Origin of the sequence: Streptomyces sp. NPDC048331, from assembly GCF_043201215.1 — a bacterium.
In the GTDB taxonomy this organism is placed as follows: Bacteria; Actinomycetota; Actinomycetes; order Streptomycetales; family Streptomycetaceae; genus Streptomyces.
Window position 1 is genome coordinate 180366 of record NZ_JBICYT010000010.1, and the last position, 21538, is coordinate 201903.

The following is a 21538-nucleotide window of genomic DNA, read 5'->3' on the forward strand; positions in this document are numbered from 1 at the left end:
GTCGGGCCCCCGGATCAGCGACGACGGCGCAGGGCACGGCCGATGACGACCGCCGAGGCCAACGCGAAGGCGGCGGCCGGGGCGATCCACCGCAGGCTGTCGCCGGCGCCGGCCGAGGCGGGCGCGGGGACCGGGGCGTACCGGCCGCGCGGTGGCGCGTGGTCCACCTCCTCCGCACTGCGGCCGATCATGGTCCGGCGGGCGTGAGCGGCCTCGGCCGGCGGCCGCGGGGCTCCGTCGGAACCCTCGAACCGTCCGGCGAGGAAGGGGTCCAGCGACGGCGGCGGGACATCGGTCTCGAAGAGGGAGGCGGTGACCTCGGTGACGTCGTCCTCGACGTATCCGGGCCCCTGTCCGCCCGCTGCGCCCTCGCCGCCCTCCGCCTCCTCGGCCTCGGCCACCGGGTCGTGCACGGCGTCGGGTCCGGCCTCGGGCGCGGCGCCGAGGGTCAGCTGTCCGGCGGCCCGGTCCAGCAGCCGCACCACGGCGGTGGCCGTGGCCTCGGGCGGGAAGGCGGCGGCGCGCCCGTCGGCGGTGGCCCCGGCGGTGAAGTCCAGCCGGGTCCCGTCCGGGGTCGGGGTCAGGCGCAGTTCGAGGGAGAACTTCACCGTTCCGCTGCCTCGGACCTCCGTGCCCTCACCGTCGAAGGCGAAGTGCCCGGGGTCCCGCTCGGTGACGGTCAGGGCGCCCCGGTAGGTCACGGTGCTCCCGCCGACCCGGACCTTGAGCCGGCCCGAGACCGGCCCGGCGTCGGTGTCGGCGTCCTGCTGGAGTCCCGGCACGCACCGGGCCACCCGGGCGGGGTCGCGCAGCACGGCGCGGAGATCGTCTGCCGGTACCGGGACGAACACCTGATGCTCCATGTGGTCGAGCCTACCGACGAGACCGCATCGGGTCACGAATAGCGCGGGTGCGGCAGGGTCGACGGGGGGAGTCCGGGCAGCCGGGTGCGTTCCGCGTCGCGTGCGGCGTCCTGCAGGGAACGGGTCGAGAGCGAGCGCAGCGCGGGCGTGTCGCGGTCCACGCGCAGGGGCGGTTCCTGGTCCCGGGCGGCCAGGACGAAGCCCCAGTCCTGCGGCGGTACGTCGGTCTCGCCGTGGGGGGTGCGGTCGGGTCCGGCGGCGAAGCCCGCGAGGCGACCGCCCGCGCTGTAGGGGGCGGTGCGCAGGCCGGCCGCGCGGAGGGTGGAGTCGACGGTCCAGTACGCACGCGGGCGCGTGGTCGGCGGTCCGGCGTGCACGGCGATGCGGCCCCCGGGGCTCAGGGCCCGTGCGGCCAGCCCGTAGAACTCCTGCGAGTACAGCTTCGTGCTGGGGGTGATGCCCGGGTCGGGGAGGTCGGAGACGATGACGTCGAAGCGGTCGCCGGAGGCCGGCCCCCGCAGCCAGCGGAAGGCGTCCTGCGTGACGACGGCGAGGCGCGGGTCCTCGTACACCCGGGCGTTGAGCGCGGAGAGCATCGGATCGGTGCGGGCGAGGCGGACCACGCCGGGGTCGAGTTCGACGACGGTGACCGAGGAGACGTCCGGGTAGCGGAGCACCTCGCGCGCGGCGAGCCCGTCGCCGCCGCCGAGGACGAGGACGCGGTTGTGCGGGCCGGTCATCGCGGGGTGGACCAGGGCCTCGTGGTAGCGGTACTCGTCGTAGCCGCTGACCCGTAGCCGTCCGTCCAGGTAGAGGTCGAGGGAGCGCGGGGAGCCGGTCCCCGGGCCGGTGAGCACCAGCTCCTGCACCTCCGTCCGGACGGCGACGCGGACCTCCCCGCCGTAGACGGCGCGCCGGGCGTTGCGCTCGAAGTCGTCGGCGAGGACGGTCGCGGAGGCGAGCACGGCCAGAACGGTCAGGTTCGCTCCGATCAGCAGCCAGCGGCAGCGTCTGCTCAGGTCGCGGCGGAACAGCCACAGGACCAGCCCGCCGCCGACGATCACGTTGACGGTGCCGGTGACCATGGCGCCGGTGAGCTGGCCGAGCATCGGGAGCAGCAGGAAGGGGAAGGCGAGGCCGCCGACCAGGGCGCCCACGTAGTCGGCGGCGAACAGGTCGGCGACGGCCCCGCCCGCGTCCTGTCTACGGATGCGCTGGATGAGGACCATCAGCAGCGGGATCTCGGCGCCGATGAGCACCCCGATGGCGAAGGAGAAGGCGACGAGCGCGGGGCGGGACTCCCCGAGCCAGGCGAAGCTCGCGTACAGCGCTATGGCCGACAGCCCGCCGAGCAGGGCCAGCCCGGCCTCGATGGCGCCGAAGCCGAAGGCGGGCCGGTGCCGGAAGCGCTTGGCGAGCAGGGAGCCGACGCCCATGGCGAAGACCATGACGGACAGCACGACCGACGCCTGGGTGACGGAGTCGCCGACGAGGTAGGTCCCGAGGGCGAGCAGCTCCAGCTCGTACACGAGCCCGCAGGCGGCGCAGATGAACACGGTGGCCAGGACGAGGAGTCGGCCGGTCCGGGGCCGTACGGGCAGGGCGGCCGGGACGGTCGCGGCGCCCCGCGGCTCCGGGGCCGGGAGCACCCGGCGCGGGACGGAACGGTCGATCATGAAGCGAACCGTACGTCACCACCCACCTGCATCCGGTCACCCACATGGGTGCAAGTGACGTACTGATCCCGCCAGTTGGCGTAACCATGGTGGGACGATCGCGCCCCCGCGCCCGCTACAGGAGCGCGGGGGTTTCCAGCGCCGCCCCCGCGGGCGCCCCGATGCGTACGCCCACCCGTGTCCGGGTGGCCACCAGCTGACCCTCCTGCGGGTAGGCGTGCCAGGTGCGCCAGCGCACCTGCCCCTCGTAGCGCTGCGCGAGCATGGCGGTGAAGGCGTGCGGACTTCCGGGAAAGGTCCCCGCTAGTCCGTTCGGGTGGTCCGCCACCAGTGCGAGCAACTCCTGGGCCCGCCCGGCGAAGGAGCCGCGGGAGAGGGTCTCGACCCGCGCGGCGAACTCGTACTCCCAGTCGCCGACCCGCTTGGCCACGCCGAGGGGCAGCGGCGTGCTGCTGCCGGGCATACAGGCGACGGTCTCCGAGCAGAGCACCTCCCCCTCCTCCAGAAGCACCTGGTGGGAGGCCCCGAGCAGGCGCAACTCCACCTTCGCCCCCGAAAGTTCGAGGTTCAGTACGGCCAGGGCGGGCAGCCGGTCCCGACCCAGGGCCCAGGCGAGATCGGCGGCACGCGTGTCGGTGTATGAGGTCTGGAGGGTCGTGAGCATGAGTCGGCTCCGCAAACGCGCGAGGGAGATGGGCCGGGGCCCGCCAGCGGTAGCAAGCACGGGTGGGGGGAAACCGGCACGGGTCCACAGGAAGTCCCGGGAGGTCCGAGGACTGGTCTACTCAACCGAGGGAATCATGAAAGGCACGGCACTCACAGCGTTATTACCCAACTTGACGGGGTTTACATCCCCCCGGGGGCTCCGCAGTTCACGTGTTCAACAGGTTGCGTCCCGCGCGTCGTCATGCATCGACGAACGAGAGGGCGCCGGACGGTGATCGAACCGTCGAACGCCCTCGTCCACGCGGTGCGGCGCGGGTGCCGGGCATGTGCCGAGCGAGTACCCGGAGAGCACCGGACGCGTACCCGGCGGTGCTCGACACACGGTGCTCGACACACGCCGTCCGGTGCCCGGTGCCCGGTGCCGGCCGGCCCGGTGTCAGCTGGACCCGCCACCGCACCCGCCGCCACCACCACACGAGGAGGACGATCCCCCGCACGACGAGGAGGATCCGCAGCCGCCCCCCGAGTCGCCGCCACCGTCACCCGACCACCAGCTGCCGTGGCCACCGCGGCCACGGCGTCGGGACGAGCTGCGTCGCGTGGACGACCGGACCAGCTTGGTAAGGAAGTACGCCGCGACGAAGAGCAGGATCACTACGAAGACGAACCCCATGTCCGCCACCTCTCTCACACCCCGGTCTTCCCGGGGGAGCGGGATCCCCGCGTCCCGCGTGAAGGGGGAATGCCCGCGTGCCCCGCGACCCAAAGCACACTTGAGGAAGTCCAGAGGTTGCCCTCAGGATGACGACCATGAGCACCCCCGTGAGCAGCGACCGCCCCTTCCTGAACCGCCGCCTGGCGGCCTTCGGCACGACGATCTTCGCGGAGATGTCGGCGCTGGCCACGCGCACCGGTTCGATCAACCTCGGCCAGGGTTTCCCCGACACCGACGGCCCGGCGGAGATCGCCGAGGCGGCCTCCCGCGCCGTCCTGACGGGACGCGGCAACCAGTACCCGCCGGGGCCGGGCGTCCCGGAGCTGCGCACCGCGATCGCCGCCCACCAGCAGCGCTTCTACGGTCTCGCTCACGACCCCGACACCGAGGTCCTCGTCACGGCGGGCGCCACGGAGGCCATCGCCGCCGCCCTCCTCGCCCTCCTGGAGCCGGGCGACGAGGTCATCGCCCTGGAGCCGTACTACGACTCGTACGCTGCCTGCATCGCCATGGCCGGCGCGGTCCGCGTACCCGTCACCCTGCGTCCGCACGCCGGGGCCTTCGCCCTCGACCTGGACGAGCTGCGCGCCGCCGTCACCCCGCGCACCCGCCTGCTGCTCCTGAACACCCCGCACAACCCGACGGGCACCGTCCTGACCCCGGCCGAGCTGACGGCGATCGCCGAGCTGGCGGTCGAGCGCGACCTGCTGGTCGTCACGGACGAGGTGTACGAGCACCTGGTCTTCGAGGGCGCCCACACCCCCTTGGCCGGCCTCCCGGGCATGCGCGAGCGCACGGTCACCATCTCCTCTGCCGGGAAGACCTACTCGTTCACGGGCTGGAAGGTCGGCTGGATCACCGCCTCCCCGGAGTTGATCACGGCGGTCCGCTCGGTGAAGCAGTTCCTCACCTACGTGTCCTCCGGCCCCTTCCAGTACGCGATCGCCGAGGCCCTCGCCCTGCCCGACAGCTACTACGACACCCTCCGCGCCGACCTGGCCGCCAAGCGCGACATCCTCGCCGACGGCCTCGCGGCGGCCGGCTTCGAGGTCTTCCGCCCGCAGGGCACGTACTTCATCACCACGGACATCACCCCCCTCGGCGAGAAGGACGGCCTCGCCTTCTGCCGCGCCCTCCCGGAACGCTGCGGCGTGGTCGCCATCCCGAACCAGGTCTTCTACGACGACCGGAGCGCGGGCGCCACCCAGGTCCGCTGGGCCTTCTGCAAGCGCGAGGGCGTTCTGCGCGAGGCCGCCGAGCGGCTGCGCCGGCTCTAGGGGGTGTCTGCCGGCTCAGGCCGGAACTGCCGTTCCCACAGCGGACATCCCGCGTCCTTGCGGGGTTGTGGGGGCGGTGTGAAGCTGTGCGTCGTGCACGTGCCCCAAGCCCTCACCGCCGGGTGAGCGGACCCACCGCGAGCTGGAAAGTCGGGGATCGATGGCAACGGGCAGAATCGGCGTGTCCGTGTCGCCGCTGGAGATGCGCGCGGTTCGGGCCGTGCGCTCGGCCGCGCCGACCACGGTGATCGCGCTCGGGGTGTTCGCCGCCGTGCGCGGGGCCGGGGTGCTGGTGCTCGGCCTCGGGGCCTGGTGGACCGGGCGGGATCCGCTGAAGGTGCTCGGCAGGTCCTGGGACTCCGACTGGTACCTGCGGATCGCCGCGCACGGCTACGGGCGGACCCTGATGTGGCCCGAGGCCGCCACCGGGACCGGGTCCGTGCAGAGCGACCACGCCTTCTTCCCGCTGTACCCCGCCCTGATACGGCTCGTCTCCGGGATACTGCCCGGCGGGGCCGTCCCCGCCGCGCTCCTCGTCGCCTGGGTCTCCGCCGCCGTGGCCGCCGTCGGGATCTACCGGGTCGGAGAGCGGGTGATCGGCCCGCGCGCCGGGCTGCTGCTCGTGGGTCTGTGGGCGGCGCTGCCGCACGCGGTGGTGCTCACCCTGGCCTACACCGAGGCCCTGCTGGCCGCCTTCGCCGCCTGGGCGCTGTACGCCCTGCTGCGCGAGCGCTGGCTGTGGGCCGCCGGTCTCGCCGTACTGGCCGGACTGACCCGACCCACCGGGCTGGCCGTCGCGGCCGCCGTCTCGGTCGTGGCCCTGCACGCCCTGGTCGTACGAAGATCCCGGGCACCCGAGGTGTGGCTGGCCGGGCTGGTGGCACCGGCGGGCTGGACGGCGTACGTCCTGGCCGTGGGCGTGCGGGTGGGCGACCCCCTGGGCGGCTACTTCGCCGTCCAGCGCGGCTGGGGCTCCCGCTTCGATTTCGGCGTCGGGGCGCTGCGCTCGGCCGAGCGGGTGCTGACCGGCGGGCACGTGCCGCTCGCCACCACCGTGACGGTGGTCCTGCTGGCCGCGGCCGGGCTGCTGGCGGTACTGCTGGTACTGGACCGCATCCCGCTGCCCCTGTTCGTGTACACCGCGATCCTGCTGGTCATCGGCTTCGGCGGGGCCGGCTTCTTCGAGTCCAAGCCGCGCTTCCTGCTGCCGGCCTTTCCGCTGCTCCTGCCGATGGCCGCCGTCATGGCGAGAGCCCGGCCTCGCACCGCGGTCGTGGTGACCGCGGTGGTGGCCGGGCTCGGTTACGGCTACGGGCTGTATCTGCTGCTCATCGCCCGCGTACCGCTGTAACGGCTAGGCGTTGGCTTCGCCGTTGCTGTCGTCGTCGCCGTCGGTGGAGTCGATGTCCTGCTCCAGGCCGAGCTGCTCGACGAGCCACTTGTCGAATTCGATGGACGCGCGGACCCAGCTGACCGTGGAGGACACGAAGTGCTCCAGGTTGACGCCGGTGCCGATCAGCATCTGCGCCTCACCGATCAGACGGACCGAGCCGTCGTCGTGCGTGTGGCTGTAGACCTTCGGCCACAGGGTGCGGCGGTTCCAGTCGTCGATCGACTCGAGAAGCTGCGGCTTCTCGTCGATCTTGTGCGGACGGTCGTAGAAGGTCCGCACCGAGAAGACCTGCTGCTCGTCCTCGCCGCGGAACATGAAGTACGTGCGGAACTCCTCCCACGGCGCCGCGAGGTCACCCTCGTCGTCGACGACGTACTTGAGCTCCATCTGCTCCAGCAGCTGCTTGACCAGATCCTGGTCGGGGACGACGGGGCCCGCCGGTCCTGTGGCCTGCGGATCGGGCTGCTGCCCTCCGAAGTTCGGAATCGAGGCCGGGTCGATGCTCACCGTGTTTTCCCTTCGTGCGGATACCTGCATCCTCCCCCATCGCGCCCACCTTGTGTCCAGCCCCGCACGTACGATCCGCTTCGGGCGGAACGAGTAAGAACCGAGTAAGGGGGATGCATGGCCACGCGCGGCGTGTCGAAGCCGGTCCTGTGGGTGGCGGTGGCCGTGGGGCTGGCCGTGGGCGCCGGGGTGCTGTGGTCGGCCGTGGGGGATCCGGACGACGCCGACGGCCCCCGGGGGACGGCCGACTGCGCGGCGGTCCTGGAGTTCGCCCGGATGGCCCCACCTGCGGGTTTCCGGGACGGGAGGTGCGACCGGACCGCCGCGGCGGACGGCCGCGCGAGCGTCCTCGGCTCGTTCCGCATGGAGCACGCCGATGTCGAGGCCTGGGTCGCGTCCTTCCCGAAGGCACCGGAGCGGGTCGCCTGCCCGGGACCGCATCCGGACAACTACGACCCGGAGAGCGAGGGCTGCTTCGGCCTCGTCCACGACGTGCCGCAGCCCGGCCGGGCGGCCGGGCTGCGGCTGCGGATCACTCCGGAGGTCGGGACGACCGCGAAGGTCCGCTTCGACGCCTCCTGAGGCTCAGAGCGCCTTGCCGACGAGCAGGTCCTCGCCCGCCACGTCGACCCGTACGGTGTCGCCGTCCCGGACCTCGCCGGAGAGGATCTCCTTCGCCAGCCGGTCGCCGATCGCCGTCTGGATCAGGCGGCGCAGCGGCCGGGCGCCGTACGCCGGGTCGTTGCCCTTGTCGGCCAGCCAGGCCAGGGCCTCGGGCGTGACGTCCAGCGTCAGCCGGCGGTCGGCCAGGCGCCGGGCCAGGCGGCCGATCTGGAGCTCGGCGATGTGCGCGAGCTCGTCCTGGGTCAGTGCGGAGAAGACCACGAGGTCGTCCAGGCGGTTGAGGAACTCCGGCTTGAAGGAGGCCCGCACCACGTCCAGGACCTGCTGCTTCTTCTGCTCGGGCGGGGTCAGCGGGTCCACCAGGAACTGGCTGCCCAGGTTCGAGGTCAGGATCAGGATGGCGTTGCGGAAGTCCACGGTCCGGCCCTGGCCGTCCGTGAGCCGGCCGTCGTCGAGGACCTGGAGCAGGACGTCGAAGACCTCGGGGTGGGCCTTCTCCACCTCGTCCAGGAGCACCACGCTGTACGGGCGGCGGCGCACGGCCTCGGTGAGCTGGCCGCCCTCCTCGTAGCCGACGTAACCGGGCGGGGCGCCGACGAGGCGGGCCACGCTGTGCTTCTCGCCGTACTCCGACATGTCGATGCGGACCATGGCCCGCTCGTCGTCGAAGAGGAAGTCGGCGAGCGCCTTGGCCAGCTCCGTCTTGCCCACGCCCGTCGGGCCGAGGAAAAGGAAGGAGCCGGTCGGACGGTCCGGGTCGGCGATACCGGCCCGGGTGCGGCGCACGGCGTCCGAGACGGCCCGTACGGCCTCGCCCTGGCCGATCAGCCGGCGGCCCAGCTCGTCCTCCATGCGCAGCAGCTTCTGGGTCTCCCCCTCCAGCAGGCGGCCGGCCGGGATGCCGGTCCAGGCGCCCACCACGTCGGCGATGTCGTCGGGGCCGACCTCGTCCTTGACCATCGAGTCCTTGGAGGATCCGGTCTTCGAGGCTTCTTCCTCCTCCTCGGTGGCCTCCGCCAGCTCCCGCTCCAGGGTCGGGATCTCCCCGTAGAGCAGCTTGGACGCGGTGTCGAAGTCGCCGTCGCGCTGGGCGCGCTCGGCCTGCCCGCGCAGGTCGTCCAGGCGCTCCTTCAGCTCACCGACACGGTTGAGGGACTGCTTCTCCTTCTCCCAGCGGGCGGTGAGGCCCCGCAGGTCCTCCTCCTTGTCGGCGAGGTCCTTGCGGATCTTCTCCAGGCGCTCCAGCGAGGCCGGGTCGGACTCGTTCCTCAGCGCCAGCTCCTCCATCCGCAGGCGGTCGACCGAGCGCTGGAGTTCGTCGATCTCCAGCGGGGAGGAGTCGATCTCCATGCGCAGCCGGGACGCGGCCTCGTCGACGAGGTCGATGGCCTTGTCGGGGAGGAAGCGGGAGGTGATGTACCGGTCGGAGAGGGTCGCGGCGGCCACCAGCGCGCTGTCGTTGATGACGACCTTGTGGTGGGCCTCGTAACGGCCCTTGAGCCCGCGCAGGATCGCGATCGTGTCCTCGACGGACGGCTCGGCGACCAGCACCTGCTGGAAGCGCCGCTCCAGCGCCGGGTCCTTCTCGATCCGCTCGCGGTACTCGTCGAGCGTGGTCGCGCCGACCATCCGCAGCTCGCCGCGGGCCAGCATGGGCTTGAGCATGTTGCCCGCGTCCATGGCGGAGTCGCCGCCGGCGCCCGCGCCGACGACGGTGTGCAGCTCGTCGATGAAGGTGATGATCTGACCGTCGCTGGACTTGATCTCCGCCAGCACGGTCTTCAGTCGCTCCTCGAACTCGCCGCGGTACTTGGCGCCGGCGACCATGGCGCCGAGGTCCAGGGAGACGAGGCGCTTGTTCTTCAGGGACTCGGGGACGTCGCCCTTGACGATGCGCTGGGCCAGGCCCTCGACGACGGCGGTCTTGCCGACGCCGGGCTCGCCGATGAGCACGGGGTTGTTCTTCGTACGGCGCGAGAGCACCTGCACGACGCGCCGGATCTCCTGGTCACGGCCGATGACCGGGTCGAGCTTGCCCTCACGCGCGGCCGCCGTGAAGTCGGTGCCGAACTTCTCCAGGGCCTTGTACTGGCCCTCGGGATCGGGGGTGGTCACCCGCCGTCCTCCTCGTGCGTTCTCGAAGGCGTCGAGCAGCTTCTTCGCCGTCGCGCCCTGGGTGGAAAGGACCTCGCCGACCGCGCCGCCCTTGGCGGCGACGGCGATGAGGAGGTGTTCGGTGGAGAGGTAGTCGTCGCCGAGCTTGCCCGCCTCCGCGTCCGCCTCGGCGAGTACGGCGAGCAGCTCGCGGGTGGGCTGCGGGGGCGCGACCGTGGAGCCGGTGACGCTGGGCAGGGCGGCGAGCAGGCGCTCGGCTCCGGCCCGTACGGCGGCCTGGTCGGCGTCGGTGGCGACCAGCAGGTCGATGACGTTCTCGTTGTCCTCGCCGGCGAGCAGGGCCAGCAGGAGGTGCGCGGGGGTCAGATCCGCGTGGCCGTCCTTGACGGCCCTGCTGGTGGCCGCGTTCAGCGCGTCCCGGCTCTTGTTGGTCAGCTCGGCGTCCACGGTGTCCTCTCCTCTCCCCAAGGGGTAGCTCCGACAACAACACTGACAGAGTCAGCGTATGCAAAGTTGAGTCTATTCCACTCAAGGCAAAGGGGGACACCGTTGGGCCGTACCCTTCGGGCCATGTCTCATGACGTACTCAACCCGACGCCCGAGTACCTCGCCTTCTGGCGGGAGCGGCACGTCTGCACCCTGACCACGCCACGCCCCGACGGCACGCCCCACGTGGTGCCGGTGGGGGTGACGTACGACCCGGAGGCCGGCCTGGCCCGGGTGATCAGCAACCGGCACAGCAAGAAGGTGCGCAACATCCTGGCGGCACAGGAAGCGGACCAGCGGGGCGCGCGGGTCGCGGTCTGCCAGATGGAAGGGCGCCGCTGGGCCACGCTGGAGGGCCGCGCGGTGATCCGCACGGACGAGGCGTCGGTCGCCGACGCCGTGGCGCGCTACGCGGAGCGCTACGGACGCACGCCGTCACCCAATCCGGACCGGGTCGTCATGGAGATCACCTTGGACCGGGCCATGGGGCGCGCGTAAGCCGTTGATTCTTCATCTTGTCCGATTCAAACACTGGACGCGGACATCACAACGGCGCCATCGTGGTCAGGTCCACGATGGCGCCGTTGTGTGGGGGTAGCGCCTGAGCGATCTGGAACGACGGGGGAATCGCGTCAGGCACTGCGGGGGGTGGCGGTGGTGATATCGGGTTCGAAGAGCTGGTGGTCACGCTGATCGAGATTGACGAAGACCATTCCGTAGCGCACCTCGCAGCGGACGGGCTGCGGCGCGCCCCGCGGGCGGCGCAGGCACCGGTAGGCACGTACGTCCTCGTCCTCCTCGCGCACGACGACGATCGGTTGACCGAACAGGGTGACCATCAACGAGTCGCCCGGGTGGGGGATGGCCGTGGCGAGATCGATGAACTGCCAACCCGACCGGTAGGCCGAGGCCATCTCGCGGCGGAAGCCGCGATCGTCGGGGGTCACGCGGACACCGTCACAGGGGCGTCGGTCCAACCCGTATCGCCGCCGTTTCCGCCCAGCTGGTGGCTGGTCCAGCCGGTGTCCGCGTACTTACCCGCGGGCGCCGTGGTCCAGCCCGTGTCGTCCGTGCTCGTCAGGCTCGTGCCCTGACCGTCCCTAGCGCTCCCCGCGTCACTTTCGACGGCGCTGACTGCCCCAAAAACCGCAACGGCGGAGAAAACTATGGCAAGCACCGAGCGAAGCATTCTCTTGTACATGGTCGGCTTCGTCCTCACTTGATGGAATCCTCTCCCCCGCGTGACAGACGATGGCTCATTCAGGCACGTCAATGCCACAGGGACGATGCATCATGTTCTTGCATGTTCAGGACCCTGGGGGGTGGAGATTTGACGCGAAACGACACAAAGGCGACACATCCCCACCCTGTGACGTCCATGTGTGCCGAGGGGACGCGGCTCTACGCCACCGCGCTGAGCACCGGCCGGATCGCCCGGGGCGAGATCCAGAACGCCCCCTGCCTGCTTGAATTCGCTCTTCTGCAGCCCGACCCGGATGACGCGAACCAGCTCCGTCCGGTTCCGCCGGCCGTGGCTTTGGCTCAACGGCTCCATCCGATTGAACGCGAGATCCAGGACCGCCGACGCAGCGCTGTAGATCTCACCGACACTTTCGAGCCTTTCCTGGCCATCAGCGCACAGAGCCCGGCCAACACCCACGCCATCACGGTGCTGGAGGGCTTCGAACAGATCAACGCCGCCCTGAACCTCGCGACGGCCGAATGTCATACCGAGGTGCTGACGGTCCAGCCGGGCGGCGCCCGGCCCTCCCTGGCCCTCACCCAGGCCCTGGAACGCGACCAGCCGCTGATCGACCGCGGGGTCAGCATACGGACCCTGTACCAACACACCGCGCGGCACAGCCAGGGCACGCTCGCGTACGTGGAGCGGATCTCGACGGGCAAGGTGGAGATCCGCACCCTCGAGGAACTGATAGAACGCCTGATCATCTTCGACCGCACGGTCGCCTTCATCCCGGTGAGCGACGACCGCCGGGTCGCCCTGGAACTGCGTCACCCGGGCCTGGTCGACTACCTCATCAAGGTCTTCGAGCAGCTGTGGCACCGGGCCGTGCCGCTCCAGGAGGAAGTGACCTACCGCAGCACCCCCGGCGGGATCTCGGGCGTGCAGCGGACCATCGCCCAGTTGCTGATCGAGGGCCACGTCGACGAGGCCATCGCGCGCCGCCTCGGCATGAACGTCCGCACCTGCCGGGCGCACATCGCCAAGCTCGCCACGACCCTCGGCAGCGGCAGCCGCGCACAACTCGGCTACCTCATCGCCCAGGCAGGCATCCTGGGCCGGCCCTCCTGCCCGGAGGAGGACGCCGACGGGCATCCGGACCACGAACCGGATCCCGAAGGCCTCTGAGAGCTCCGCCGAAACCCCGCAGGCCCCACCCTGGGAGGGGCGGGGCCTGCGGGTGTGCGAGAGCGCGACCGGGGTGCCGGTCAGTCCATCGGCCGCTTGGGGCTGGGCCGCCAGACCACCAACGCACTGCCCGGCTGCGGAGGCTGGTACGGGACCAGGTCGCGCCGGTACGAGGCGTGCACCTGGGCCTCGCGGGCCTGCAGCGTGGCCGCCGCCCCGTCCACGGCCGCGGCGAGCTCGGCCACGCGCTGCTGGAGCGCGGCGACCTGGTTCTCCAGTTCGATGATGCGCTTGATGCCCGCCAGGTTGATGCCCTCGTCCTGCGACAACGCCTGCACCGTACGGAGCAGTTCGATGTCACGGGCCGAGTAGCGCCGGCCGCGTCCGGCCGTACGGTCCGGGGAGACCAGGCCGAGACGGTCGTACTGGCGGAGGGTCTGCGGATGCAGACCGGAGAGCTGGGCGGCCACCGAGATCACGTAGACCGGGGTCTCGTCGGTGAGTTGGTAGGCACCACTTCCCAGACGGGAGGACTGTCGTCGGCGGCCGTCCATGTCATGCTCCCTTCGCGGACTCGAACAGCGCGGAGCGCGGGTCCTGCGACTCCGTCGCCTCGCGGTACATCTCCAGGGCCTCACGGGCCTTGTCGGACAGCTCGGTCGGGACCGCGACCTCCACCGTGACCAGCAGGTCGCCGCGGGTGCCGTCCTTGCGGACCGCTCCCTTGCCGCGGGCCCGCATGGTGCGCCCGTTGGGGGTGCCCGGTGGCAGCTTCAGCGTCACCGACGGGCCGTTCAAGGTCGGAACCTTGATGTCGGCCCCCAGCGCCGCCTCCGCGAACGTCACGGGCACGGTCACCGTCAGGTTGTCGTCCTTGCGGCCGAACACCGGGTGGGAGCCGACGTGCACGACCACGTAGAGGTCACCGCCGGGACCGCCGCGCTCGCCCGGCGCCCCCTTGCCGCGCAGCCGGATCCGCTGGCCGTCGGAGACGCCCGCCGGGATCCTGACCTGCATGGTGCGGGAGCTACGGGCCCGCCCGCTGCCCTTGCAGACCTCGCACGGGGTCTCCGCGATCAGGCCGCGGCCCTTGCAGTCGGCGCAGGGGTCGGTCAGCGAGAAGCCGCCGCCGCTGCCCCGCGAGACCTGGCCGGTGCCGACACAGGTCGGGCACACCCGGGGGGTGCCGTTCTTGTCGCCGGTGCCCGAACAGGCCTTGCAGGGAGCCTGGGAGGACATGCGGAGCGGGACCGTGGCCCCGTCCACCGCCTCCGTGAAGGAGAGGGTGACCTCGGACTCGATGTCCTGGCCCCGGCGCGGCTGGGTACGGGTGCCCGTACCGGGGCCGGCGCCGCGGTTGAAGAGGCCGCCGAAGACGTCACCCAGGCCGCCGCCGAAGCCGCCGGCCTGGCCGGCGCCCTGCTGCTGACCCCCGAAGAGGTCACCGAGGTCGAAGTTGAACGAGCCGCCGCCGCCCGGCCCGGGGCGGAAGCCACCGTTGCCGAACAGGGCGCGCGCCTCGTCGTACTCCTTGCGCTTCTTGGCGTCGCCGAGGATGTCGTTCGCCTCGGAGATCTCCTTGAAGCGCTCCTCGGCGGAGGCGTCGCCCTTGTTGGCGTCCGGGTGGTACTCGCGGGCGAGCTTCCGGTACGCCTTCTTGATCTCGGCCTCGGTGGCGTCCTTCGGGACACCGAGGACCTTGTAGTAGTCCTTCTCGACGAAGTCCTTCGTGCTCATCCCCGGTGTCCCTCCTCCCGTGCTTCTCCGTGTGGTGCATCAGCCCTTGTCGGGGGCATCCGCGTCCAAGCCGTCCGGCGCTTCGCCCTCCGCGGACTCGGACTTGGGGGCCGCCCCCGGCTGGGGCTCGGCCACCGCGACCCGTGCGGGACGGATCGTGCGCTCGCCGATGCGGTACCCCGGCTGGAGGATCGCCACGCAGGTGTCCTCCGTGATGTCCGGCGCGTACGAGTGCATCAGGGCCTCGTGGATCGTCGGGTCGAAGGGCTCGCCCTCCTTGCCGAACTGCTGCAGGCCCATCTTGGCGGCGACGGTCTCCAGCGATTCGGCCACCGACTTGAAGCCACCGACCAGCTCGCCATGTTCCCGCGCCCGGCCGATGTCGTCCAGGGTCGGGAGCAGTTCCGTCAGGAGGGACGCGACCGCGATCTCCTTGACGGTGATCCGGTCCCGCTCCACCCGGCGGCGGTAGTTCTGGTACTCGGCCTGGAGCCGCTGGAGGTCCGCGGTGCGCTCGGAGAGCGCGGTACGGGCCTGGTCCAGCTGCGCCAGCAGCGCCACGTCCTGGCTTGCGTCCCCGGCCGGGGCCGCCGCCTCCTCCTTGGCGGAGTCGGCGGCCTTCGGCTCGGCGTCGTTCTGACCGGCGTCGGGGACTTCGGGCTTCTCGTCGAAACCCGGGGTCTCCTCCGACATCAGGCAGCGCCGCCCTTCGGCTTCTCGTCGTCGACGATCTCGGCGTCGACGACGTCGTCGTCGGCCTTGGCCTGGCCCGCGTCACCGGCGCCACCGGCCGCCTGGGCGGCCTGCGCGTCGGCGTAGATGGCCTGGCCGAGCTTCTGGCTGACCGCGGCGAGCTTCTCCGTCGCGGTGCGGATCTCGGCCGTGTCCTCGCCCTTGAGCGATTCCTTCAGCTCGGAGACGGCGGACTCGACCTCGGTCTTGACGTCGGCCGGGACCTTGTCCTCGTTGTCCTTGACGAACTTCTCCGTCTGGTAGACGAGCTGCTCGCCCTGGTTGCGGGACTCGGCCGCCTCCTTGCGACGCAGGTCCTCGTCCGCGTACTGCTCCGCCTCCTGGCGCATGCGGTCGACCTCGTCCTTGCCGAGCGAGGAGCCGCCGGTGACGGTCATCTTCTGCTCCTTGCCCGTGCCGAGGTCCTTGGCCGTGACGTGCATGATGCCGTTCGCGTCGATGTCGAAGGAGACCTCGATCTGCGGGACGCCACGCGGGGCCGGGGGCAGGCCCGTCAGCTCGAACATGCCGAGCTTCTTGTTGTACGCCGCGATCTCGCGCTCGCCCTGGTAGACCTGGATCTGCACGGACGGCTGGTTGTCCTCGGCCGTCGTGAAGATCTCGGAGCGCTTCGTCGGGATCGTGGTGTTGCGCTCGATCAGCTTGGTCATGATGCCGCCCTTGGTCTCGATACCGAGGGACAGCGGGGTCACGTCGAGGAGCAGGACGTCCTTGACCTCACCCTTGAGCACACCGGCCTGGAGGGTGGCGCCGATGGCGACGACCTCGTCCGGGTTGACGCCCTTGTTGGCGTCCTGACCGCCGGTGAGCTCCTTGACGAGCTCGGCGACGGCCGGCATACGGGTGGAGCCGCCGACCAGGACCACGTGGTCGATCTCGGACAGCGCGATGCCGGCGTCCTTGATGACGTTGTGGAACGGGGTCTTGCAGCGGTCGAGCAGGTCTGCGGTCAGCTGCTGGAACTGGGCGCGCGTGAGCTTCTCGTCCAGGTGCAGCGGGCCCTCGGCGGAAGCCGTGATGTAGGGCAGGTTGATCGTGGTCTCCGTGGAGGAGGACAGCTCGATCTTCGCCTTCTCGGCGGCCTCGCGCAGGCGCTGGAGCGCCATCTTGTCCTTGGAGAGGTCCACGCCGTGGCCGTTGGCGAACTGCTTCACCAGGTAGTCGACGACGCGCTGGTCCCAGTCGTCACCACCGAGGTGGTTGTCACCGTTGGTGGCCTTCACCTCGACGACGCCGTCGCCGATCTCCAGGAGCGACACGTCGAAGGTGCCACCACCGAGGTCGAAGACGAGAATGGTCTGGTCGTCCTTGTCGAGGCCGTAGGCCAGGGCGGCGGCCGTCGGCTCGTTGACAATACGCAGGACGTTCAGGCCCGCGATCTCGCCGGCCTCCTTCGTCGCCTGACGCTCGGAGTCGTTGAAGTAGGCCGGGACGGTGATGACCGCGTCCGTGACCTTCTCACCCAGGTACGCCTCGGCGTCGCGCTTCAGCTTCTGCAGGATGAAGGCGCTCATCTGCTGCGGGTTGAAGTCCTTGCCATCCAGGTTGATCTTCCAGTCAGTGCCCATGTGGCGCTTGACGGAGCGGATGGTCCGGTCCACGTTCGTGACCGCCTGGCGCTTGGCCACCTCGCCGACGAGGACCTCACCGTTCTTGGCGAAGGCGACGACGGACGGCGTGGTCCTGGCGCCCTCGGCGTTGGTGATGACGGTGGGCTCGCCGCCTTCCAGAACGCTGACGACGGAGTTAGTGGTGCCCAGGTCGATGCCGACCGCACGTGCCATTTCAATTCCTCCAGCTGACTTGAGTGGAACAGACTCAACCATGCCGCATCGCCGCGCTTGCGTCAACAGAGCTGAGCCGGGTCGACTCAACCTTTAGGTCATACTTACGCGCAACCCGCCCTTGATCCGGGCCCCGCCGCCCTTCGAAGCACCGGATCCGGGGGCGGAGCCCCGACGGCGCCTGGACCGCCGAACGGGTCACGGCAGCGCGCGCCACCGCAAGACCGCCGGAGGCGTACGGCAGCGTGCTGGCATGCCCCTCCTGCTGCCCCACCCCGCCGCACCAGGGCCACGACTCCGACCCCGGCTCCGACTCCGGCTCCGGCTCCGGTTCGGACCGGCCAGGCCACCGGCCAAGCGGGTGCTCGACCTGGTCGGGGCGGTCGCCCTGCTGGCCCTGTGCGCCGCACCCCTCGCGCTGGCCACCGCACTGCTGTACGTGACCCAGGGCGGGCGCCCCTTCGTACGGCAGCCCGCGGCGGGCCTGGCCGGACGCCCGTTCCGCACCTGGCGGCTGCGCACCGACGACGGCACCGGCCGGATCGGAGCGGTCCTGGACCGCTGCGCCCTCGACTGCCTCCCGCAGCTGCTGAACGTGATCCGCGGCGAGATGTCGCTGGTCGGGCCGCGCCCGGAGGCCTGTACCGACCACCCCGAGCGACTGTTCGTACGTCCCGGAATGACCGGATTGTGGCAGGTCAGCGCGCGTTCGGACCTCCCCTGGGAGGAGATGGCTCTGCTCGACCGGCATTATGTGGAGAACCACTGGCTCGGGATGGACCTCGCGATCCTGGCGCAGACCCCGCGTGCGGCGTACCGGCAAAGGGTCGCCTGAGCGACACAGATCACCGCACGCTCAGCTACATTGCGGCGTCGGGAATGGGTAACCTCAAGCCTTGACTTCATAAGTTACCGCTTAGTAAGTGCCGCCCGAGGAGCCCTTCCATGCAACTCGCCGCGATCATCGTGTCGCTGGTCCTGACCGTGGTCGGCGTCGCGCTGCTCGCACGAGCCGTGGCGCAGATCTACCGCTTCGTGAAGCTCGGCCAACCCGTGCCGGCAGGCAGCCGCACGGACGACCCGAAGGCCCGAACGTTCACCCTCGTCCGCGAGTTCCTCGGCCACAGCCGGATGAACCGCTGGGGCATCGTGGGCTTCGCGCACTGGTTCGTCGCGATCGGCTTCCTGACGCTGCCGCCGACCCTGGCGCAGGCCTACGGCCAGCTCTTCGAGGCCGACTGGGTGCTGCCGATCGTCGGCGGCTTCCTGCCGTTCGAGCTCTACATCGAGTTCATCGGCCTGATGACGGTCCTCGGCATCGTGGTCCTGATGGCGATCCGACTGCTCAGCCTGCCCTCCCGGGCCGGCCGCAAGTCGCGCTTCACCGGCTCGAAGGCCTGGCAGGCGTACTTCGTCGAGTACATCATCCTGACCATCGGCCTCGCGATCCTGTGCCTGCGCGGCCTCGAAGGCGCGATCCACCACGTGGACAGCTACGAGCCGGCGTACTTCGTCTCGTACCCGCTGGTCCTGGCCTTCAAGGGGCTCTCGACCAGCGCGCTGCAGAACGCCATCTACTTCACCGCCATGATCAAGATCGGCACCTCGCTGATCTGGATGATCGTGGTCTCGCTCAACACCAACATGGGTGTCGCCTGGCACCGCTTCCTCGGCTTCCCGAACATCTGGTTCAAGCGCAACGCGGACGGCTCCACGGCCCTCGGCGCCCTGCAGCCGATGACCTCGGGCGGCAAGGAGATCGACTTCGAGGACCCGGGCGAGGACGACAACTTCGGCGTCTCCCAGGTCGAGCAGTTCTCCTGGAAGGGCATCCTCGACTTCTCCACGTGCACGGAGTGCGGTCGCTGCCAGTCGCAGTGCCCGGCCTGGAACACGGGCAAGCCGCTGTCCCCGAAGCTGCTCATCATGTCGCTGCGCGACCACGCGCACGCCAAGGCCCCGTACCTGCTGGCCGGTGGCGGCAAGGACATGGAGGGCAACGAGAAGGCCACGGCGGAGCAGCTCGCCGGGGTCCCGGCCGCCGCTCTCGCGGAGGCCGAGCGCCCGCTGATCGGCACCGCCGAGGAGAACGGCGTCATCGACCCGGACGTGCTGTGGTCCTGCACCACCTGTGGTGCGTGCGTGGAGCAGTGCCCGGTCGACATCGAGCACATCGACCACATCGTCGACATGCGCCGCTACCAGGTGATGATCGAGAGCGCGTTCCCGTCGGAGGCGGGCACGATGCTCAAGAACCTGGAGAAGAAGGGCAACCCCTGGGGCCTGGCGAAGAAGCAGCGCGTCGAGTGGACCAAGGAGGTGGACTTCGAGGTCCCGATCATCGGGAAGGACGCGGAGGACCTCTCCGAGTTCGACTACCTCTACTGGGTCGGCTGCGCCGGCGCCCTGGAGGACCGGGCCAAGAAGACCACGAAGGCCTTCGCGGAGCTGCTGAACATCGCGGGCGTCAAGTTCGCGATCATGGGCGGCGACGAGAAGTGCACCGGTGACTCGCCGCGCCGCCTGGGCAACGAGCCGCTGTTCCAGCAGCTGGGCCAGGAGAACGTGGCCATGCTGAACATGGCGTTCGGCGAGGACGACGAGGACCCGTCGACGAAGAAGCCGAAGTCGGCGAAGCGGATCGTCTCGACCTGCCCGCACTGCTTCAACACCATCGCGAACGAGTACCCGCAGCTGGGCGGCGAGTACGAGGTCATCCACCACACGCAGCTGCTCCAGCACCTGATCGACGAGGGCCGCCTCACGCCGGTCACGCCGGTCGACGGCCTGATCACGTACCACGACCCGTGCTACCTGGGCCGGCACAACAAGGTCTACACGCCGCCGCGCGAGATCATGTCGGCCGTGCCGGGCCTGCGCCAGCAGGAGATGCACCGCCACAAGGAGCGGGGCTTCTGCTGTGGCGCCGGTGGCGCGCGGATGTGGATGGAGGAGCGGATCGGCAAGCGCATCAACAACGAGCGCGTCGACGAGGCCCTGTCCCTGAACCCGGACATCGTCTCCACCGCCTGCCCCTTCTGCCTCGTGATGCTCACCGACTCGGTGAACGGCAAGAAGAACGACGGCAAGGCGAAGGAACACGTCCAGGTGGTCGACGTGGCGCAGCTGCTGCTCGACTCCGTGAAGGCCCCGGGCCCGACGGAGGAGGAGCTGGCCGCGCTGGCGGCGCAGGCCGAGGCGGAGGCGGCGGCCGAGGCGGAGGCGGCGGCCGCGAAGGCGGCGGCTGAGGCGGAAGCCAAGGCGAAGGCGGCGGCTGAGGCGAAGGCGGCGGCTGAGGCGAAGGCGGCGGCTGAGGCGAAGGCCAAGTCGGAGGCGGAAGCCAAGGCCAAGGCGGAGGCGGAGGCGGAGGCCGAAGCGAAGGCTGCGGCCGAGGCTGAGACGAAGGCGGCGGAGGCAGCGGAGGCAGCGGCGGAGCCGGAGGCAGCGGCCGAGGCCGAGGCCGAGCCTGAGGTCAAGGCGGAGGCCGAGGCCGAGCCGGAAGCCGACGCCGAGACCAAGCCCGAGGCCGACACCAAGCCCGAGGCCGACACCAAGTAGGACGCGGGGCGCGGGAACGCCGCCCAGCCGCAGTACCGGAACGGCCGGTCCCCCACCCGGGGGACCGGCCGTTCCGTCGTACGGGAGGGGAGGGCCTCAGCCCTGGCGGCTCAGCCCGGCCGCACCGACCCCCGCCGGGTCGACCGTGTACTTCTCGATCAGCCTGCCGTCGAAGTCGTAGACCCAGCTGTTCCCGCCGCCCTTGCCGTCGATGACGACGAACTTCACGTGCTGCTTTCCGTCCCGGACGAGCTTGTACGTCCAGCCGTCGTGCTGGGCGCTCGGACGTCGCGGGTCGATCGTGGCGAGGGCGTGGCCCTTCGGAGTGGAGAGCTCGACCCGCTTGCCGTTCGGGCCGTCCACGAGCTGGGCGATCCGCCCGTCGGGCAGGGTGATCCGCACCGAGTTCTCCTTCGTGATCTCCGTCTTGGCTGCGGGCTTCGGCTTCGGCTTCGACGTGCCGTCCATCCAGGAGGTCACGGTGCCGTCCGGCCGGAGCACGACGTGCAGGCCGTCGCTCTGCCCGTACGACGCGGCGGCGCCCTTGCTGACCAGCCTGTCCGGCTTCGTGGAGCCGGCGTGGATCTCCGCCTCGAAGTGGTTCGCGCCGACCTTGTGGACCGTGGCTACGGACCCGTCCGCCAGCTTCACGGTGGTGACGTACGCGCGGACGCTCGGAGCGGGCTCCCGTACGGCCGGCGACGCCGCGAAGGCGGTCCCGACCGGGAGGGCCAGCACGGTGGCCGCGCCCGCGACGACGGCGGCGCTGCGAAGGGTGGTTCGGCGAGTGGTGCGCATGTGGGGGCTCTTCTCGTGTCTCGTGCTCGTGCTCGTACTCGTTCGTGGTCGCTCGTGGTCGTTCGTCCTGCGTGACGGCGACGCGTACGAAGCTACGGACCCGATATGTGCGTATTCCATCGAGAATGTAACGGAAAGCCGCAGAACACACCGCAGCCTCGCAAATCGGGCACCCAACGGGGCCGGACACGGGGTGGGGACCGCCCCACCGGGAT

At 70.6% G+C, this 21538-nt stretch carries 18 protein-coding genes; 7 read left to right on the forward strand and 11 right to left on the reverse strand.

The features are described 5' to 3' along the window. Nucleotides 1-14 precede the first annotated feature (14 nt). The 3 genes from ACGFYY_RS17300 to ACGFYY_RS17310 all read right to left on the reverse strand — a co-directional run bounded on the left by ACGFYY_RS17300 (nt 15) and on the right by ACGFYY_RS17310 (nt 3203). Nucleotides 15-863 carry an SRPBCC family protein gene (locus ACGFYY_RS17300; protein WP_393710213.1) on the reverse strand — a complete coding sequence of 283 codons (849 nt, stop codon included), beginning with the start codon at nt 861-863 and terminating at the stop codon, nt 15-17. Nucleotides 864-895: 32 nt separating this feature from the next. Further along, the gene (locus ACGFYY_RS17305; RefSeq protein ID WP_393710215.1) at nt 896-2539 is read right to left on the reverse strand and encodes a polyamine aminopropyltransferase; all 1644 of its coding nucleotides are present in this window, start codon (nt 2537-2539) and stop codon (nt 896-898) included. A 115-nt stretch (nt 2540-2654) separates the two neighbouring features. After that, on the reverse strand, nt 2655-3203 hold the full coding sequence (locus tag ACGFYY_RS17310; protein ID WP_365273236.1) for a DUF2617 family protein: 549 nt from the start codon (nt 3201-3203) through the stop codon (nt 2655-2657). 803 nt (nt 3204-4006) lie between these two features. On the opposite strand from ACGFYY_RS17310, the gene ACGFYY_RS17315 reads away from it, so the two are divergent. Both ACGFYY_RS17315 and ACGFYY_RS17320 read left to right on the forward strand, forming a co-directional pair. Then, complete coding sequence (locus ACGFYY_RS17315; protein WP_393710217.1) at nt 4007-5197, forward strand: pyridoxal phosphate-dependent aminotransferase; 1191 nt, start codon at nt 4007-4009, stop codon at nt 5195-5197. Nucleotides 5198-5357: 160 nt separating this feature from the next. Beyond that, on the forward strand, nt 5358-6548 hold the full coding sequence (locus ACGFYY_RS17320) for a glycosyltransferase family 39 protein (RefSeq protein WP_393710219.1): 1191 nt from the start codon (nt 5358-5360) through the stop codon (nt 6546-6548). Between the two features lie 3 nt (nt 6549-6551). Here the strand turns inward: ACGFYY_RS17320 and ACGFYY_RS17325 are convergent, their stop codons facing one another. Beyond that, nucleotides 6552-7097: a YbjN domain-containing protein gene (locus tag ACGFYY_RS17325; protein ID WP_393710221.1), complete on the reverse strand. Its 546-nt coding sequence runs from the start codon at nt 7095-7097 to the stop codon at nt 6552-6554. A 117-nt stretch (nt 7098-7214) separates the two neighbouring features. Between ACGFYY_RS17325 and ACGFYY_RS17330 the strand changes: the two genes are divergently transcribed. Then, nucleotides 7215-7679, forward strand: a complete 465-nt coding sequence (locus tag ACGFYY_RS17330) for a hypothetical protein (RefSeq protein WP_393710223.1) — start codon at nt 7215-7217, stop codon at nt 7677-7679. Nucleotides 7680-7682: 3 nt separating this feature from the next. On the opposite strand, the gene clpB is transcribed toward ACGFYY_RS17330, so the two are convergent. Next, nucleotides 7683-10283 carry an ATP-dependent chaperone ClpB gene (gene clpB / locus ACGFYY_RS17335; protein ID WP_393710225.1) on the reverse strand — a complete coding sequence of 867 codons (2601 nt, stop codon included), beginning with the start codon at nt 10281-10283 and terminating at the stop codon, nt 7683-7685. 123 nt (nt 10284-10406) lie between these two features. Between clpB and ACGFYY_RS17340 the strand changes: the two genes are divergently transcribed. Continuing rightward, nucleotides 10407-10820, forward strand: coding sequence for a TIGR03618 family F420-dependent PPOX class oxidoreductase (locus tag ACGFYY_RS17340; protein WP_365273219.1), 414 nt, complete (start codon nt 10407-10409; stop codon nt 10818-10820). A gap of 134 nt (nt 10821-10954) precedes the next feature. Here ACGFYY_RS17340 and ACGFYY_RS17345 read toward each other — a convergent pair whose 3' ends face one another. Then, entirely contained in the window at nt 10955-11236 is a 282-nt protein-coding gene (locus ACGFYY_RS17345) for a (2Fe-2S)-binding protein (protein WP_051762453.1), read from the reverse strand. A 389-nt stretch (nt 11237-11625) separates the two neighbouring features. Here ACGFYY_RS17345 and ACGFYY_RS17350 point away from each other — a divergent pair, with 389 nt between their 5' ends. Beyond that, nucleotides 11626-12693, forward strand: a complete 1068-nt coding sequence (locus tag ACGFYY_RS17350; protein WP_365273216.1) for a helix-turn-helix transcriptional regulator — start codon at nt 11626-11628, stop codon at nt 12691-12693. Nucleotides 12694-12773: 80 nt separating this feature from the next. On the opposite strand, the gene ACGFYY_RS17355 is transcribed toward ACGFYY_RS17350, so the two are convergent. The 4 genes from ACGFYY_RS17355 to dnaK are packed head-to-tail and all read right to left on the reverse strand — an operon-like array spanning nt 12774 to nt 16967. Next, on the reverse strand, nt 12774-13247 hold the full coding sequence (locus ACGFYY_RS17355; protein ID WP_030755701.1) for a heat shock protein transcriptional repressor HspR: 474 nt from the start codon (nt 13245-13247) through the stop codon (nt 12774-12776). A 1-nt stretch (nt 13248) separates the two neighbouring features. Then, nucleotides 13249-14430, reverse strand: a complete 1182-nt coding sequence (gene dnaJ / locus ACGFYY_RS17360) for a molecular chaperone DnaJ (protein WP_030726587.1) — start codon at nt 14428-14430, stop codon at nt 13249-13251. Nucleotides 14431-14469: 39 nt separating this feature from the next. After that, entirely contained in the window at nt 14470-15123 is a 654-nt protein-coding gene (gene grpE, locus ACGFYY_RS17365; protein ID WP_030726590.1) for a nucleotide exchange factor GrpE, read from the reverse strand. Next, on the reverse strand, nt 15123-16967 hold the full coding sequence (dnaK, locus tag ACGFYY_RS17370; protein WP_365273210.1) for a molecular chaperone DnaK: 1845 nt from the start codon (nt 16965-16967) through the stop codon (nt 15123-15125). The genes grpE and dnaK overlap by 1 nt, the downstream gene beginning before the upstream one ends. A gap of 253 nt (nt 16968-17220) precedes the next feature. Between dnaK and ACGFYY_RS17375 the strand changes: the two genes are divergently transcribed. Together ACGFYY_RS17375 and ACGFYY_RS17380 are read left to right on the forward strand one after the other, a co-directional pair. Further along, a complete protein-coding gene (locus ACGFYY_RS17375; protein ID WP_393710230.1) occupies nt 17221-17802 on the forward strand; it encodes a sugar transferase in 582 nt (193 codons plus the stop codon). Between the two features lie 110 nt (nt 17803-17912). Further along, on the forward strand, nt 17913-20525 hold the full coding sequence (locus ACGFYY_RS17380; RefSeq protein ID WP_393710232.1) for a heterodisulfide reductase-related iron-sulfur binding cluster: 2613 nt from the start codon (nt 17913-17915) through the stop codon (nt 20523-20525). 96 nt (nt 20526-20621) lie between these two features. Here the strand turns inward: ACGFYY_RS17380 and ACGFYY_RS17385 are convergent, their stop codons facing one another. Then, nucleotides 20622-21323 carry a hypothetical protein gene (locus ACGFYY_RS17385; RefSeq protein ID WP_393710234.1) on the reverse strand — a complete coding sequence of 234 codons (702 nt, stop codon included), beginning with the start codon at nt 21321-21323 and terminating at the stop codon, nt 20622-20624. Nucleotides 21324-21538: the final 215 nt, after the last annotated feature.